13 protein-coding genes are annotated in these 17,153 nt (G+C 42.0%); all 13 read left to right on the top strand.

What is annotated here, in order from left to right:
* On the top strand, positions 1-1,268 hold a 1,268-nt coding region (lepA, locus tag AC058W_RS15065), incomplete at its 5' end, for a translation elongation factor 4 (protein WP_479390262.1).
* 25 nt (positions 1,269-1,293) lie between these two features.
* A complete protein-coding gene (locus tag AC058W_RS15060; protein WP_147324768.1) occupies positions 1,294-1,659 on the top strand; it encodes a hypothetical protein in 366 nt (121 codons plus the stop codon).
* A 122-nt stretch (positions 1,660-1,781) separates the two neighbouring features.
* Positions 1,782-2,924 carry a radical SAM family heme chaperone HemW gene (gene hemW / locus AC058W_RS15055; RefSeq protein WP_117676185.1) on the top strand — a complete coding sequence of 381 codons (1,143 nt, stop codon included), beginning with the start codon at positions 1,782-1,784 and terminating at the stop codon, positions 2,922-2,924.
* A gap of 234 nt (positions 2,925-3,158) precedes the next feature.
* Positions 3,159-6,002 carry an excinuclease ABC subunit UvrA gene (gene uvrA, locus AC058W_RS15050; RefSeq protein ID WP_117676184.1) on the top strand — a complete coding sequence of 948 codons (2,844 nt, stop codon included), beginning with the start codon at positions 3,159-3,161 and terminating at the stop codon, positions 6,000-6,002.
* 151 nt (positions 6,003-6,153) lie between these two features.
* Entirely contained in the window at positions 6,154-7,143 is a 990-nt protein-coding gene (gene mreB / locus AC058W_RS15045; RefSeq protein WP_117676183.1) for a rod shape-determining protein, read from the top strand.
* Between the two features lie 132 nt (positions 7,144-7,275).
* On the top strand, positions 7,276-9,543 hold the full coding sequence (gene recD2 / locus AC058W_RS15040; protein WP_117676182.1) for an SF1B family DNA helicase RecD2: 2,268 nt from the start codon (positions 7,276-7,278) through the stop codon (positions 9,541-9,543).
* A gap of 78 nt (positions 9,544-9,621) precedes the next feature.
* Positions 9,622-10,317, top strand: coding sequence for a ComF family protein (locus AC058W_RS15035; RefSeq protein ID WP_242986777.1), 696 nt, complete (start codon positions 9,622-9,624; stop codon positions 10,315-10,317).
* A 205-nt stretch (positions 10,318-10,522) separates the two neighbouring features.
* Positions 10,523-10,957: a hypothetical protein gene (locus tag AC058W_RS15030; protein ID WP_117676181.1), complete on the top strand. Its 435-nt coding sequence runs from the start codon at positions 10,523-10,525 to the stop codon at positions 10,955-10,957.
* Positions 10,954-12,051 carry a hypothetical protein gene (locus AC058W_RS15025; protein ID WP_117676180.1) on the top strand — a complete coding sequence of 366 codons (1,098 nt, stop codon included), beginning with the start codon at positions 10,954-10,956 and terminating at the stop codon, positions 12,049-12,051. Before AC058W_RS15030 ends, AC058W_RS15025 begins: the two co-directional genes overlap by 4 nt.
* A gap of 110 nt (positions 12,052-12,161) precedes the next feature.
* Positions 12,162-13,052, top strand: coding sequence for a diadenylate cyclase CdaA (gene cdaA, locus AC058W_RS15020; protein WP_117676179.1), 891 nt, complete (start codon positions 12,162-12,164; stop codon positions 13,050-13,052).
* Positions 13,027-14,340, top strand: a complete 1,314-nt coding sequence (locus AC058W_RS15015; protein ID WP_117676178.1) for a CdaR family protein — start codon at positions 13,027-13,029, stop codon at positions 14,338-14,340. The genes cdaA and AC058W_RS15015 overlap by 26 nt, the downstream gene beginning before the upstream one ends.
* Positions 14,341-14,385: 45 nt before the next feature.
* A complete protein-coding gene (locus tag AC058W_RS15010) occupies positions 14,386-14,649 on the top strand; it encodes an HPr family phosphocarrier protein (RefSeq protein WP_117676177.1) in 264 nt (87 codons plus the stop codon).
* An 88-nt stretch (positions 14,650-14,737) separates the two neighbouring features.
* Positions 14,738-17,153 (top strand): L,D-transpeptidase family protein (locus AC058W_RS15005; protein ID WP_479390261.1); only part of this gene is annotated, 2,416 nt, incomplete at its 3' end.

Below are 17,153 nucleotides of genomic sequence, written 5' to 3'. Positions count from 1 at the left end.
CAAAGATCCCTGCACCACATGGCGATGTAGATGCACCGCTGAAGGCGCTGATCTTTGACTCTATTTATGACGCATATAAAGGAGTTATCGTGTTCTGCCGTGTGATGGACGGACGTGTAAAAAAGGGCACTCAGATTCAGATGATGGCTACCGGATTTACTACAGAAGTTGTAGAAGTAGGATATTTTGGCGCAGGACAGTTTATTCCATGTGAGGAACTTACCGCAGGTATGGTAGGATATATTACAGCCAGTATCAAGAACCTCGGCGATACCCGCGTAGGTGATACAGTTACAGACAAGGAAAGACCGTGTGCCGAAGCACTTCCGGGATATAAGAAAGTAAACCCGATGGTATACTGCGGTTTATATCCGGCAGATGGTGCGAAATATGGTGACTTGAGAGATGCACTTGAGAAATTACAGCTTAATGATGCTTCCCTTTTCTATGAGCCGGAGACATCAATCGCCCTTGGATTTGGTTTCCGTTGTGGTTTCCTTGGACTTCTCCATCTGGAGATCATCCAGGAACGTCTGGAAAGAGAATACAATCTTGACCTTGTAACTACAGCACCGGGTGTTATTTATAAAGTTCACAAGACAAACGGCGAAGTCATTAACCTGACCAATCCAAGCAACCTGCCGGATCCGTCAGAAATCGAATATATGGAAGAGCCAATGGTAAATGCTGAGATCATGGTAACTACCGAATTTATCGGAGCAATCATGGATCTTTGCCAGGAGAGAAGAGGTCAGTATCTGGGAATGGATTATATGGAAGAAACACGTGCACTTCTGAAATATAAAATGCCATTAAATGAGATTATCTATGATTTCTTTGATGCGCTGAAATCTCGTTCCAGAGGTTATGCTTCTCTGGACTATGAACTCTGTGGATATGAGCGCAGTGAACTTGTGAAACTGGATATCCTGGTAAATAAAGAAGAAGTGGATGCTCTTTCCTTTATCGTACATGCAGATACTGCTTACGAACGTGGCCGTAAGATGTGCGAGAAGCTGAAAGAAGAGATTCCGCGTCAGCTCTTTGAAATCCCGATTCAGGCTGCGATTGGAAGCAAGATTATCGCGAGAGAAACTGTAAGAGCTATGCGTAAGGACGTACTTGCCAAGTGTTACGGCGGTGATATTTCCCGTAAGAAGAAACTTCTGGAGAAACAGAAGGAAGGTAAGAAACGTATGCGCCAGGTAGGTAATGTGGAGATTCCGCAGAAAGCGTTTATGAGCGTATTGAAACTTGATGACAAGTAAATATTGACAGAGAGTTGAGATATTTATGAAAATAAATAAGAAGAAAATAGCAATACTATGTATGGTATTGTTGAGCGTTTTGGCTTCTGGCTGTGGAAAAGATAAAACAGTAGATGAAGCATCCTCGCAGGTGATTCAGATCAGTGTAGCGCCGGTGGAGGCAACTCCTACACCTGCACCTGATCAGGTGGATTCAGCAGCTGTTATTACAAATGGGAATCTGACGATGGTAAATAATTATCTGGCAGACCAGAGTACGACTGACATTTCCGCTTCTGAAATTTCGGACAGTGGAAATAATACAAATACAGACACAAGTACAGACGGTGGCACAGACGCATCAACAGATAGTAATACGGAAGATAACAGTGCAGTGGATAGTGAAGAATAAGAAAAGAGTTACTGTTCAGTTACTATTCACACGCCACTATCCCGCGAGGTGTTTTGGTATGAGAATGCCAAAATCCCGAGATAGTGGCGTTTGAAGCGTATATATGATAGCAGGAGAGTGAAATGGAAATAGAGAACGCAACGGGTTCTTCTATGGAAATCTACATCCACATTCCATTTTGTGTAAAAAAATGCGATTACTGTGACTTCCTTTCAGGTCCGTCATGTCCGAAAGAACAGGCAGAATATGTACAGGCTCTGCTTGCGGAAATCGATGCAGTAAAGGAAGGTAAAGGAAGGAGTGTATCCTCTATATTTATTGGAGGGGGCACTCCTTCTGTTTTGGATGAGAGATTCATTGGAGAAATCCTGAATAAAACAAGAAAGAATTTTTTGGTAGAAAATGATGCAGAGATTACGATTGAAGTAAATCCGGGAACTGCAGATCAGAAGAAACTTCAGGCGTACAGAACATTTGGCATCAACCGTCTGAGTATCGGTTTGCAGTCCCCAGATGACCGGGAGCTGAAAATTCTTGGAAGGATTCATAATTACGAGCAGTTTCTGGAAACCTGTAAATGTGCAAGAACTGCAGGTTTTGAGAATATAAATATTGACCTTATGAGCGCAATTCCGGACCAGACTTATGAAAAATGGTGCAATAATCTGCGAATAGTTGCAGAACTGAAGCCGGAGCATATCTCTGCATATAGCCTGATCATTGAAGAGGGGACACCTTTTGCTTCGCGACAGTTGAATCTGCCTGATGAAGATACGGAATACAATATGTATGAGGCAACTTCCCGTATTCTGAAAGAATATGGCTATGAACAGTATGAAATTTCCAATTATGCAAAAGAAGGCAGATGCTGCAGGCATAATGTGGGTTACTGGACCAGGCGGGATTATCTGGGATTCGGCCTTGGGGCCTCTTCTCTTTATGGAAAAGACCGTTTTGCCAATACGGCAGATATGAAGAAATATTTGGAAAACAGTTCCTCCCCGGAATTGATCAGAGAAAGAGAACCAGTTCTTACCAGAGAGGATGAAATGGCAGAATTTATGTTTCTTGGACTCCGCATGACAAAGGGAATTGCGAAAACTGATTTCAGGCAGAAATTTGGCTGTGCGATAGAGACTGTATATGGTGATGTACTAAAGAAATATGAAGCTATGGGGCTACTGTTGGAGAAAGATGGAAGAATATTCCTGAGCAGAGAGGGAATTCATGTGAGTAATTCTGTTATGGCTGATTTTTTACTTTAAACGCCTTGACGAACACATGTTCCTGCGCTATACTGAGTGCAGATTTAACTGAATCAAGTAGGTTATGAGCAAGTAGCGAAAGCGGATTGTGAATATCTGACTGACTTGTGAAAGGCAATAAGCAGTTGGAGAATTGTACACAATAAAAGCTAATCTTATGAAGATTGTGAGAGCTACATTGTGATCTGGCAATGAGAAAATGTATTTATATATAGAAGAAACGGGAGGCAGACGATGGCTGCGGATACGACGAAGAAACAATTTATCAGAATCAGAGGAGCAAATGTTAATAATCTTAAGAATTTAAGTGTGGATATTCCGAGAGACAGGTTTGTAGTATTTACAGGATTAAGCGGGTCTGGAAAGTCATCGCTGGCTTTTGATACGATTTATGCAGAAGGACAGAGACGATATATGGAATCACTGTCTTCTTATGCAAGGCAGTTCCTTGGACAGATGGAGAAACCGGATGTGGAGAGTATCGAAGGACTGCCGCCTGCGATTTCAATCGATCAGAAATCTACCAACCGCAATCCACGTTCCACAGTAGGAACTGTAACGGAAATTTATGATTATTTCCGACTGCTGTATGCGAGAGTCGGAATCCCACACTGTCCGAAATGCGGCAGAGAGATTAAGAAACAGACAGTTGATCAGATGGTAGACAGCATCATGTCTTTTCCGGAGAGAACAAAGATTCAGCTGCTGGCTCCTGTAGTAAGAGGTCGCAAGGGAACTCATGCCAAGCTTCTTGAACATGCGAAGAGAAGTGGCTATGTCCGTGTGCAGATTGATGGAAATATGTACGAACTTTCCGAGGAGATCAGTCTGGATAAGAATATCAAACACAATATTGAGATCGTGGTTGATCGTCTGATCGTGAAACCAGGAATTGAGAAGAGACTTTCTGATTCCATCGAGACAGTACTTGATCTGGCGGACGGGCTTCTCATGGTAGATACCATGGATGGAAATATTCATAATTTCAGCCAGAGCTTTTCCTGTCCGGATTGTGGTGTGAGCATAGATGAGATCGAGCCGAGAAGCTTCTCATTCAATAATCCATTTGGCGCCTGCCCGGACTGTCTGGGACTCGGATATAAGATGGAATTTGACATTGATCTGATGATCCCGGATAAATCGCTGAGTATCCTGGAAGGCGCGATCGTGGTGACAGGATGGCAATCCTGCACAAGTGAGGGAAGTTTTTCCAGAGCAATTCTGGATGCGCTTTCCAGAGAGTATGATTTCAGTCTTGCGACACCATTCGAGGATTATCCGGAGAAGATAAAGAATATTCTGATTAATGGAACGAATGGACATTCTGTTAAGGTTTATTATAAAGGTCAGCGCGGAGAGGGCGTTTACGACGTAGCTTTCCCGGGACTGATCCGAAATGTGGAGCAGCGATACAGAGAGACTGGTTCTGACACTATGAAACAGGAATATGAGTCTTTTATGCGCATTACTCCATGTAAAACCTGTAAAGGCCAGCGACTGAAGAAAGAATCTCTGGCTGTAACTGTTGCAGACAAGAATATTTATGAGATCACGAATCTTTCTATAGAGAAACTGAAAGCTTTTCTGGCTGACATGCAGCTTTCAAGCCAGCAGTTACTGATCGGAAAACAGATTCTGAAAGAAATTAAAGCCAGGGTAAGCTTCCTGTCAGACGTAGGATTGGATTATCTTTCACTTGGACGTGCGACGGGCACACTTTCCGGAGGAGAGGCGCAGAGAATCCGTCTGGCTACGCAGATTGGTTCCGGTCTGGTCGGAGTTGCATATATTTTAGATGAGCCAAGTATCGGTCTTCATCAGAGAGATAATGACAGATTGTTAAGTTCCCTGATGAAACTGAGAGATCTTGGAAACAGTCTGATCGTTGTGGAACATGACGAGGATACCATGCGCGTGGCGGACTGTATTGTGGATATCGGTCCGGGAGCGGGAGAACATGGTGGACAACTGGTTGCCATGGGAACAGCAGAGGACCTGATGAAGAATGAGAATTCTATCACAGGAGCTTACCTGAGCGGAAAGTTAAAGATTCCGGTACCAACGGAGAGACGTAAACCGACAGGTTTCCTTACAATCAAGGGGGCAGCAGAGAATAATCTTAAGAATATTGATGTGAAGATCCCACTGGGGATTATGACCTGTATCACAGGTGTTTCAGGATCTGGTAAGAGTTCACTTATCAATGAGATTCTGTATAAGCATCTGGCAAGAGATCTGAACCGCGCCAGAGTGATTCCGGGTAAGCATAAGGATATTCTGGGAGTAGACCAGTTGGATAAAGTGATCAATATTGACCAGTCGCCGATCGGACGTACACCGCGTTCAAACCCTGCGACTTATACAGGTGTGTTCGATCAGATTCGTGATCTCTTTGCCGCAACAGCAGACGCCAAAGCAAAAGGATATAAGAAAGGCCGTTTCAGCTTTAACGTAAAGGGTGGCAGATGCGAGGCATGCAGCGGCGATGGTATCATCAAGATAGAAATGCATTTCCTTCCGGATGTGTATGTGCCTTGTGAAGTCTGCAAAGGTAAGAGATACAACAGAGAAACTCTGGAAGTAAAATACAAAGATAAGAGCATTTATGATGTACTGAATATGACTGTAGAGGAAGCATTGACATTTTTTGAAAATGTTCCTTCTATTAAAAGAAAGATACAGACACTGTATGATGTCGGGCTTTCCTATATTCGTCTGGGACAGCCTTCTACAGAACTTTCCGGAGGAGAGGCACAGAGAATCAAACTTGCTGCGGAACTGAGTAAGCGAAGCACCGGAAAGACAATCTATATTCTGGATGAGCCAACGACGGGACTTCATTTTGCGGATGTGCATAAACTGGTGGAGATTCTGAAGAGATTATCTGAAGGCGGTAATACGGTAGTTGTTATTGAACACAATCTGGATGTGATTAAAACAGCAGATTACATTATCGACATTGGCCCGGAAGGTGGGGACAAGGGTGGAACTGTAGTAGCACAGGGAACTCCGGAAGAAGTTGCACAGTCACCGGTTTCCTATACGGGAAAATATGTAAAAAAATATCTGGAAAATTAAGCAGGGCTTTTCTTTTGGCTGGAAGTTGTATATAATAGAAGCGATTTAATCGAATAAACTGCGGAGCAGTTATTCGGTTATGAGCAAGTAGCGGAAGCAGATTGAGAATATTAAAATCAACCATAGATAAAAATTAAGAAAGGGGATTTCCATGCCGGCAAGTGATATTGGAATTGACCTGGGAACCAGAAACAGTCTGGCCTATTCTACGGGAAAAGGACTTGTATTAAACGAACCTTCGATCGTAGTTTATGATAAAAATACAGAAAAAATAAGAGCAATCGGTGAAGAAGCCCGTATGATGGAGGGACGTATTACTTCAGATATGGAGATTATCCGTCCAATCAGGCAGGGTGTGATCGTTGATTATACAGTTACAGAGAAAATGCTGAAATATTTTATATCCAGGGCGATAGGCAGAAGAGCCTTTCGTAAGCCAAGGATCACGATCTGTGTTCCAAGTGGAATTACAGAGATTGAGAGAAAGGCTGTAGAGGAGGCAACTTATCAGGCCGGAGCCAGGGATGTTTACATGGTGGAGGAGCCTATTGCAGCGGCAATCGGAGCCGGAGTTGATGTGACGAAGCCATTTGGCAATCTGATTGTGGATATTGGAGCAGGAACATCAGATATTGCGGTTATTTCTCTGGCGGGAGTTGTAGTTTCTGCCTCCGTAAAGGTTGCCGGAGATACTTTTAATCAGGCTATCTTAAATTATGTGAGAAAGAATCATGGCCTTTTTATCGGAGAAGATATGGCAGAGAAGATTAAGATTCAGATCGGAACTGCTATTGAGGAATCGAATCCGAGAACCATGGAAGTAAAAGGACGAAATGTGATCACAGGTCTGCCAAAGACGGTGACACTTACTTCTGAAGAGATACGTATGGCGTTGAAGGATGCCACAGGACAGATCGTTGAGACCGTCCATGGTGTTCTGGAGAAGACTCCGCCGGAACTGGCTGCTGATATTGTGGACAGAGGAATTGTACTTACCGGTGGTGGAGCACTTCTTCATGGTATGGATTCTCTGATTGAACAGAGAACAGGAGTGAGCACTCTGACAGTACAGGATGCAATGAGCGTAGTTGCGGTAGGGACCGGAAAATATGCAGAGGTAATGGCACGATTTGATGGATAAAGCAGGAGGTACTGCATATGCAGTGCCTTTTTGCGTTACATGTTATTTTTTAGATACCAAGGGATTAAAAGACTTTTATTCCAGTATCTTTAGGTAGGAAACAGATGACTCGGAAGAAACCAGGAGGAATACATGAGCGAGACTGTTACAGGATACATAGATCATGTTATTTTCAGAAATGAAGATAACGGATATACCGTTATGGTATTAAAAGATACAAAAAAAGAGGAAGAACTGACCTGTGTGGGCAGTTTCCCGACAATTACACAGGGAGCCACGATTGAGGCAACAGGAGTATACACGCATCATCCGGTCTATGGAAAACAGTTTCAGATCAGTTCTTTTGTAGAGAAAATGCCGGAAGATACATATGCCATAGAGAGGTATCTGGGATCGGGAGCCATTAAGGGAATCGGAGCTGCACTGGCAGCCAGAATCGTACGCAGGTTTGGCCAGGATACACTTCGTATTGTAGAAGAAGAACCGGAAAGACTGGCCGAAGTTAAGGGAATCAGCGAAAAAAAAGCTAGGGAAATCGCAGCCCAGGTAACTGAGAAAGCAGATATGCGAAAGGCTATGATCTTTTTACAGAAATATGGTATTTCTCTGAATCTGGGCGCAAAGATCTATCAGAAATATAAAGAATCTGTCTATACGGTTCTGCAGGAAAATCCATACAGGCTTGCAGAGGATATTTCAGGAGTAGGTTTTAAAATTGCGGATGAGATTGCGGCAAGGATCGGAATCCATGCAGATTCAGATTACAGAATCCGAAGTGGAATGTTGTATACTCTCCTACAGGCTTCAGGGGAAGGACATACATACCTTCCAAAGGAGCAGCTATTTACAAGATGTGCCAGACTTCTGGATGTTGACGAGTCCTATATGGAGAAGCATCTCATGGACATGGTTATTGACAGGAAACTGGTGCTTAAAGAAAAGAATGGAGAAACCATAGTTTATCCGTCTCAGTATTATTATTTGGAATTAAATACTGCCCGTATGCTTAATGAACTGAATGTTTTGTGCCCTGAGGATGAGCAGCTTGTTCAGAAGAGAATCCTGATGATCGAAAAAGAAACAGGAACTGTCCTGGATGAGATGCAGAAGAAGGCAGTGACGGAGGCTGCGAGTCATGGATTGTTTGTTTTGACGGGAGGACCGGGTACAGGTAAAACAACAACGATCAATGCAATCATTCGTTTCTTTGAAGGTGAGGGAGCTGAACTTCGACTGGCCGCACCTACCGGACGTGCTGCGAAGAGAATGACAGAAACTACCGGATATGAAGCGCAGACGATTCACCGTCTTCTGGAATTAAATGGAATGCCGGGGGAGGAACGGGATGGCCATTCTGCCAAATTTGAAAGAAACGCGCAGAATCCTCTGGAAGCGGATGTGATCATTATTGATGAGATGTCCATGGTGGATATTCATCTGATGCACTCGCTGCTTCTTGCAGTAACGACCGGAACCAGGCTGATTCTGGTAGGAGATGAGAATCAGCTTCCGAGTGTGGGACCGGGTAATGTCCTGAGAGATATTATTCGAAGCGGACGTTTTCCGGTGGTAGAACTGACGAAGATTTTCCGTCAGGCTTCTGAGAGTGATATTGTTGTGAATGCCCATAAAATAAATAAAGGGGAGCAAGTACAGATCAATAATAAAAGCCGTGATTTCTTTTTTTTGAAGAGATATGATGCAGATATCATCATAAGAGTAGTGATTGCCCTTATTCAGGAAAAATTGCCACGATATGTAGATGCAAAACCATTTGAGATACAGGTACTGACACCTATGCGAAAGGGACTCTTAGGTGTGGAACGTCTGAATCAGATTCTGCAGAGATATCTGAATCCGCCGGAAGACGGAAAGCCTGAGAAAGCAGTCGGCGACTGTCTGTTCCGTACTGGTGATAAAGTGATGCAGATCAGAAATAATTACCAGATGGAGTGGGAAATTCGGGGGCGATATGGAATTGTTATAGAGAAAGGTATTGGTGTATTTAATGGAGATACCGGGATTCTTACGGAAATCAATGAATTTGCCGAGACTGCAGAAGTGGAATTTGAGGATGGACGTTTCGCAATTTATTCGTTCAAACAGTTAGAAGAACTGGAACTTGCGTATGCCATTACAATTCATAAATCCCAGGGAACTGAATATCCGGCAGTGATTCTTCCGTTGCTTTCCGGACCGCAAATGCTGTTAAACAGAAATCTCCTTTATACTGCTGTTACCAGAGCAAGAAAATGTGTAACTGTGGTGGGAAATGAGGAAACCTTTGCAGAGATGATCCGCAATGAGAAACAGCAGAAGCGATACAGTGCGCTGGATGAGCGCATTATAGAGCTGAGTGACACTATGGAGAATGAAGGTGAAAGAGACTTCGCGAAATAAAAACGGTAACGAAAACAGATAAAAAGAAAATAATAAAAATTGAAAGAAAAATAGAAGTAAAAAGCAGGAGTAAAGTGATTGCTGAGAAAAATTCTTGATATTTTTTACCCGAGATGCTGTCCGGTCTGTCAGAAAATTCTGAAGGATCAGAGAAGGATGATCTGTCCTGAATGTGAAAAGAAGCTTCGACCGATTGGACATCCGAGATGTTACAAATGCGGAAAACCCATAGAAGAGGGAGAGTACTGTAAAGACTGCCAAAAACATACACATATATTTGACCAGGGAAGAGGTATTTTTGTTTATGATGGCATAATGAGAAGGTCTGTTACCAGATATAAATATTATGGATGCCGGGAATATGGAGATTTGTATGCGAAAGCAATGTATCGATATGCCTGGAAAAATCTGAATCAGTGGAAGCCGGATCTAATCGTGCCGGTTCCCATACATAAGTCAAAAGAACGCTTAAGAGGATTTAATCAGGCTGCATATCTGGCAGAGAGACTTAGCTGCTATACAGGGATTCCAGTGGATACGGATCTGGTACAGAAAGTTGTAAAAACAAAATCGCAGAAGAAACTGAATGCTATGCAGAGAAGAAAAAATCTGGAGAAAGCTTTTCTCGTAACAAAGAATATCAGAGGGAAAGATATTCTGGTGATAGATGATGTATACACGACAGGAAGTACTATAGATGCCATGGCAGGATGTCTTCGGAAAAGAGGCGCAAAAAATATTTATTTTCTTACAGTCTGTATAGGACGTGCGTGAGAATAGTAACAAAAGTTACTGGTATGGAGCGGCTGCTAACCGAAAAAATGCTTTTCATACATAATGAGATATGTTACAATTAATCTGTATGATTATATAATGATACCAATACGGATCAGCGTGAAATGCGGATAGATACAATAACAGTGATCATCAGGTATCAGGATATGTAATAAAAGGGAAAGCGTACAGTAAGGAGTAATTTATGTTAAATGAAGAGAAGATAAAGATCATGAACAAACTTGCTATGTATGAACAGGGTGAGGGAAAAAAGTATCTTCCGGTCAGCAAGTACTATAGAAGTGATTATATCGGACTTGCCATGATTAAGAACTTTTTTCTGGTTACGATTGGATATTGTCTGGTTCTGGCCGGTATTGCAGCATATTTTGGGGAATATCTGATAGATAATATCCATAAGATGAACCTTGTCTCAGTGGGCGTGGAGGCAATTCTGGGTTATGTAGTAGTACTGATATTTTTTTCAGTTCTGACATACATCCAGTATACTGTGAAGTACCACAAGGCAAAGAAGAGTGTGAAGAATTATTATGAAGAACTCACTCAGTTAAATAAAATATACAGCCGCGAAGAGAAAAAATCCTCAGCCCGAGGAGTTTCAGGAGGATATAAGAAATGACAGCATTACTTGAATTAAAACAGAAAATAAAGAATTTGTACAGTCAGTATGAGATTTATATCCTGCCTGTTTTGCGTTTTGTTCTGGCATTTGTTTATTTTACATGGATCAATATGAACATGGGATATATGACACAGCTTAATAATATATTTATTGTACTGATCCTTGCGCTGATCTGTTCGATATTACCTTCCGGAGTGATGATTTTTGCCGGATTTTTATTAATGATCGCGCATAGTTATGCTGTTGGAATAGAAGTGGCCGGATTTATGCTGGTTCTGATTTTGTTTATGACAATTTTGTTCCTGAGATTCAGCGCAGGCAATAATTTGGTACTTGTATTTACCCCGCTTTCTTTTGGCATAGGTATTCCTGCACTCCTTCCTATCGGAAGCGGGCTTCTGTGCAGTGCATTTTCCGCGCTTCCGGCAGGCTGTGGTGTTATCATATATTATTTTATCCGTTTTATACGTGTGCAGCATAAGATTCTGGAGAATGCAGATATTGTCATGGCTGACAAATTAAAACTCCTGGCAGATGGAATTGTACAGAACTGGGGAATGTGGATCACAGTTGTTGCTTTTGTTGCTGTGGTTTTACTGGTGAACCTTATCCGTACCCGCTCTTTTGATTATGCATGGAGAGTTGCTATTGTTGCGGGAGGTGTTGTATATGTTCTGGTAGTTCTTGCCGGCGGATTTTATTTTGAAGTGAGCATTGATGTGATCACACTGATTATTTATACTGTGATTTCTGTAGTAGTCGGACTGGTGCTGGAATTCTTTGTGTTTGGCGGTGACTATACCCGCACAGAGAGACTGGAATATGAAGATGACGAGTACTACTATTATGTGAAAGCTGTTCCGAAGGCGACAGTTACAACCTCTGAGAGAAGCATAAAGAAAATTAACGGTGATTCTGCAAAAAGTGAGAAACAGTCACAGGATAATATCGTGTCTTATGCCAATCCTATTTTTCATGGTGAGGAGAAAGTAGTGCAGACATCAGAAGATGCGGCACCTGTAGAGCACAAAAAAGATATTGACAGTGTTGACTTTGAAAAGAAACTGGAAGAGTCATTAAAAAATTTGTAACTGTTCAGCAGCTTTACAGTTACTAAAATTTATAAATTTAAGTTACTGAGAATGGAGTGAAGAGCGGCAATTATCACTCTGGCACAGAATGATAAGGAAAGGAGAACTGTATGCAGAATATTTCAGGAAATCTGATAGAAATCTTATCAAGGCTGGCATTTCCGAAGATCGGGATCATTGATATTATACAGATTGCACTGATCGCATTTTTTGTATATCAGTTTATGGTGTGGATCAAATATACCCATGCGTATACACTGTTAAAGGGTATACTGGTTGTTCTCCTTTTTATTTTGATAGCGTATATTTTTAAAATGAATACGATCCTCTGGATTTTTTCAAATCTGGCGAGTACGCTGATCGTTGGCGTGATCGTTATTTTTCAGCCGGAGCTTAGAAAAGTTCTGGAGCAGCTTGGGCAGAAGCGAATCATGGCTTCATTGATACCGTTTGATGCGGGTAAAGAAGTGAAGGAACGATTTACAGATAAAACAATCAGTGAACTGGTAAAGGCATGTTTTGATATGGGAGAAGTCAAGACCGGGGCGCTGATCGTAATTGAACAGAACGAGCTGTTGACCGATTATATCAGAACTGGTATTAATCTGGATGCGATTCTTACAAGTCAGCTTCTCATTAATATATTTGAACATAATACACCCCTTCACGATGGAGCTGTTATTGTAAGAGAAAACAGAATCGTAGCAGCAACGTGCTATCTTCCATTGTCTGACAATATGGAGCTGAGTAAACAGCTGGGAACAAGACACAGAGCCGGTGTTGGAATCAGTGAGCAGACCGATTCTGTTACGATCATTGTATCAGAAGAGACAGGACAGGTATCTGTAGCTCAGGGAGGAAGACTGATTCGGGGAGTGAACAGTGCCAGACTCAGAGAGATTCTTGTGAAAGCACAGAACAAACAGATTGTAGACAACAGCAAACTTCGTCATTTACTGAAAGGAAGAGTGAAGCATGAAGAAGAGAAAAATAACAGATAATATACCTCTGAAAATCATGTCTGTTGCAGTAGCTGTTGTGCTATGGCTGATCGTTGTAAATATAGACAATCCGATAGGTACTAATTATTACACGATCAATGATGTGGAACTGATCAACAAAGAATATGTGGAATCTTCCGATACGATCGGAAAGATGTGTATGCCGGAGCAGAATCAGGATTCGATTAAGATTGCTATTACGGCGAGTAAGAAAATCAGGGACAAGATCAAGGTGACAGATATCTCAGCAGTGGCAGATTTACAGCAGGCCGTAAGCCTGGATACGAATCCTGTCATGGTGCCTATTACAGTTACCTGTTCAGTTCCGGGAGTATCTTCAAATGATATCAAGGTTACCCCACAGAATCTGAGTGTAAATCTTGATGAGAAAGAGACACAGGAATTTGTGGTCAATGTCAGTAGAGGCGACACAAAACCCGGCAAGGATTACGAAGTGGGAAGCTTGACAGCTAATCCGGAAAAAGTAAGGATTACAGGTCCTAAGACTCTGGTGAATAAAATAGATAAAGTAAATGCTACGATTGAACTGGATGGAAATACACAGGATTTTACACAGGATGTAAATCTTACGATCATTGATAAAAATCAGGAAGCACTTTCTGATTCTGAAATGAATTCACTGAGAATTGAAAATAATGCAAAAGTTGTAGTGACTGCAAGATTATGGAAAATCCGTCAGGGAGTAGGGATTTCAGCAAGCTATGTAGGAACACCTGCAGATGGATATGAGGTAGGTTCTGTTAAAACAGTACCGGATACTATCAGTGTTGCTGGCAGTACAGAAGGACTGGAGAGCCTTGCTGAGAATAATAACGTAATTACAATACCAGCAGACAGCATTGACATTTCAGGAGAATCGAAAGATGTGGAGAAGAAGATCAGTCTTAACAATCTTCTTCCGGATAATGTGAAGCTTACCAGTGACTCCAGTGAGGATGTATGGGTAACGGTAAATATCCTGCCTGTCGGAAGTAAAGAGTTTGATATTCCTACCAAGAATATAGAGGTTAAGAATAAACCGGATGATCTTCAGGTGACATTTGAGACAGCACAGATAGAGCTTCGAATCAAGTCAGATACGAAGAATATGGATGATCTGGATGCGAAGAAAGATATAAAGCTCTCTATAGATCTGGATGGTAAGAAAGAGGGAAATTATGAAGTCCCTGTTAAAGTCGTTCTGCCAGATGGATATGAGACAGTTGAGGATGTGACTACAGAAGTAGTGATCTCCTCAGGAACAGCAGTTGACGACAGTAAAGAGTAGGAAAACACTGCTTGCCTGACAGACAGCAGTAAGAGGAACAATGCAATGGTTAATAAGAAAGTGACAGTTAAGAATCCCACAGGTCTTCATCTGAGACCTGCGGGGATTTTGTGCAATGAGGCAATGAAATATCAGTCGCAGATAACATTTGTGTATGAAGGAGGCATGGCAAATGCCAAGAGTGTACTGAGTGTACTTGGGGCATGTGTGAAATGCGGAGATGAAATAGAACTTACCTGTGAGGGAATCGACGAGCAGGAAGCTCTTGAGAATCTTGTGGCAGCTATTGACAGCGGACTTGGTGAGTGATAATTTGTCAGTTCAATGTCTTGTCGGGAACAAAATATTTTTGTCCTAACATCATAAAGTAGCATGAATAAAAAAGGAGGACATTATTGTGAAAAGAAGATTAGTTGCAGTTACATTAAGTCTTGTAATGACGATGGCAACTGTCAGTGAAGCGGGTGCCGCTACATTTACTTCACCTGATGGCAATTCCGTTGTTGCAGTGCAGGCAGAGACAGAAACAGACACAGAGCCTGTAGATGCGCAGTCTGATCCGGAGGCTTCCTCAGAAGAAGATATTTTTTCAGCCGGAGACGAGACGACAGATGTGCCATCTCAGGATCAGACAGAAGATGTATTCTCAGCAGGAAGTGATGTGACATCACAGCCGGAGGAGACACCATCAGTAACAACAGATACAACAGACAGTTCAGATGCTGTTGTTGTAAAGGCAGAAGACTGGGTAAATACAGAAAACGGATTTAAACTTCGAAAACCTGCAAAAACCCAGACTACAGTTTCAAGCACAGCATCAGAAGATGCTTCTGCATCTTATACAGACTGCGGACAGTCCGCAGAAGTTGTACAGGGAGAAACAGAGGAGTTATCTCAGGATACTGCAGAAATGGATGCTGATGGAACTGAAACACCAGATAACACAGATGCTGTTAATGTTTCTGATACTGAACCGGCTTCCACAGCAGATACAACGGATGTGACAGCTGATGAGTTTTATAGCGCTGCTGATGGAATTGTAAAGGTCAGCACTGAGTATAAAGGAGAAACTCACACAGGATATTATCTGTTTGATGAGAATGGAATCCTTGTAACCGGACAGGCTGAAGTACATCAGGATGTTACAGGTACAGCAGCTCAGGGTGAAGATAAGGATGAACCTGATATTATTAAGGAAGAGATCACACAGTCTTATTTTACAACAGCAGAGGAAGCTGTCGTTTACGCAGGCTGTGAAGGAGAATCTGTGACTCCGTACACATCTACAGTAGGTCAGCAGGAGAAGAACATTTGGAAATGGACAGGAATACAGTTCCAGTATTATGATGAGAATGGCAAGCTGGTGACAGTAAGCTATCTTGAGGAGAAAGCAAAGGCTGCAGGTACATATACCGGATATTTTGAGATTAATGGAAAATATTATTGCCTTGATGCAAATGGTAAGCCAAAGACAGGTGAGATTACCATTACAGCTAATGGTGAAACAAATTTATATTACTTTGATCCGGCAAGTACAATTCCGGGAGAGATGTTCCATAATGGATGGCTTCGTTCAGACACCACGAATGGAGAGCGTTGGCTGTATTTCAAAAAGGGCGGAAATCCTGCAGATATTGGTAAGTATTATAAAAGAGGTATAGTTGCCACAGTTATTCCTGAAAAGGGAACAGGTACATATTTGCTGGATGCAAATGGATATGTCCTTAAAGCAACTATGAAGAAAGCATCAAATGGTTCCTATTATTGTACAGATAAGAATGGTGTGATCTATAAAGATAAACTTGTAAAATACGGGAACTACAGATACTATTTTGGGTCAACCGGAAAGAGAGCTACATGGACCAGGAGATGGGCAAAAGTAGGAAATCATTACTATTATTTCGGAAGTACACCGGGACGCGTAGTTGAGAAACACGGATGGCAGAAACTGGTTACTGCCAGTGGCAAATATGTTGGATGGCTGTATTTTGATGCGAATGGAAATCATTACACAGACAAATGGACTTCCACAGGATATTATTTCAGATCATCAGGAAAACTTGCCAGTGGTTTAACAGAAGTTAATGGAAAGAAATATCTGTTTGAAGTATCTTCTTCTACAGAGCATAAAGGTAAATTATATAAGAGCGCAATGGTGCGCTATAAAAAGAAATGGTATATTGCATCTTCTACAGGAAGTCTGTATAGAAGTGGATGGGAGAAATATAGTGGAAATTATTACTATTTGAAAGACTATGTTGTTCAGACGAACCAGTTTATGAAAAAGAACGGAGTAAATGGTTATCTGGACGCAAATGGTAAATACACGACAGGCTGGGTAGTTGTAAGTAATACAAAGAACCTTGTCAGATACATAGATCCAACCGGAAACGGATTTGCAACAAATAAGAGCATGAGAGTGAATGGTATCCTGTATTACTTTGATAAGAATGGATATCGTATTACAGATCTTACCAGCAGATATAGCGGTCCGTATACAGTACAGGTAGACAGAGTAAATGGAGTTATGACAGTTTTTGCTGACTCAGCAAGAACAATTCCGGTGAAAACGATTCGTGTATCTGTAGGATTAGCGAGTACACCAACTCCTACGGGTCCCTATACTTTGAGCAGAAGTGCCAGATGGCAGCCGTTAATGGGACCATCATGGGGACAGTATGGAACACATGTAGATGGAGCTGGACAGGGTGGAATCTTTGTTCATTCCGTAGCGTGTGGACAGGCAAACTCTTATAATCTTCCGGCAGGCGAATATAATAAACTTGGTTCACCGGCATCTCATGGATGTATCA

Source organism: Blautia sp. CGZ-1-C1 (assembly GCF_056504575.1).
The sequence above is the reverse complement of the archived record's forward strand: the minus strand, read 5'-3'. Positions and strand labels throughout refer to the sequence as shown.

What these genes read in the sequence shown, in the direction of transcription:
- AC058W_RS15060 (WP_147324768.1), top strand. Translation starts at nt 1,294, where the DNA reads ATGAAAATAAATAAGAAGAAAATAGCAATACTATGTATGGTATTGTTG.
- hemW (WP_117676185.1), top strand. Translation starts at nt 1,782, where the DNA reads ATGGAAATAGAGAACGCAACGGGTTCTTCTATGGAAATCTACATCCAC.
- uvrA (WP_117676184.1), top strand. Translation starts at nt 3,159, where the DNA reads ATGGCTGCGGATACGACGAAGAAACAATTTATCAGAATCAGAGGAGCA.
- mreB (WP_117676183.1), top strand. Translation starts at nt 6,154, where the DNA reads ATGCCGGCAAGTGATATTGGAATTGACCTGGGAACCAGAAACAGTCTG.
- recD2 (WP_117676182.1), top strand. Translation starts at nt 7,276, where the DNA reads ATGAGCGAGACTGTTACAGGATACATAGATCATGTTATTTTCAGAAAT.
- AC058W_RS15030 (WP_117676181.1), top strand. Translation starts at nt 10,523, where the DNA reads ATGTTAAATGAAGAGAAGATAAAGATCATGAACAAACTTGCTATGTAT.
- AC058W_RS15025 (WP_117676180.1), top strand. Translation starts at nt 10,954, where the DNA reads ATGACAGCATTACTTGAATTAAAACAGAAAATAAAGAATTTGTACAGT.
- cdaA (WP_117676179.1), top strand. Translation starts at nt 12,162, where the DNA reads ATGCAGAATATTTCAGGAAATCTGATAGAAATCTTATCAAGGCTGGCA.
- AC058W_RS15015 (WP_117676178.1), top strand. Translation starts at nt 13,027, where the DNA reads ATGAAGAAGAGAAAAATAACAGATAATATACCTCTGAAAATCATGTCT.
- AC058W_RS15010 (WP_117676177.1), top strand. Translation starts at nt 14,386, where the DNA reads ATGGTTAATAAGAAAGTGACAGTTAAGAATCCCACAGGTCTTCATCTG.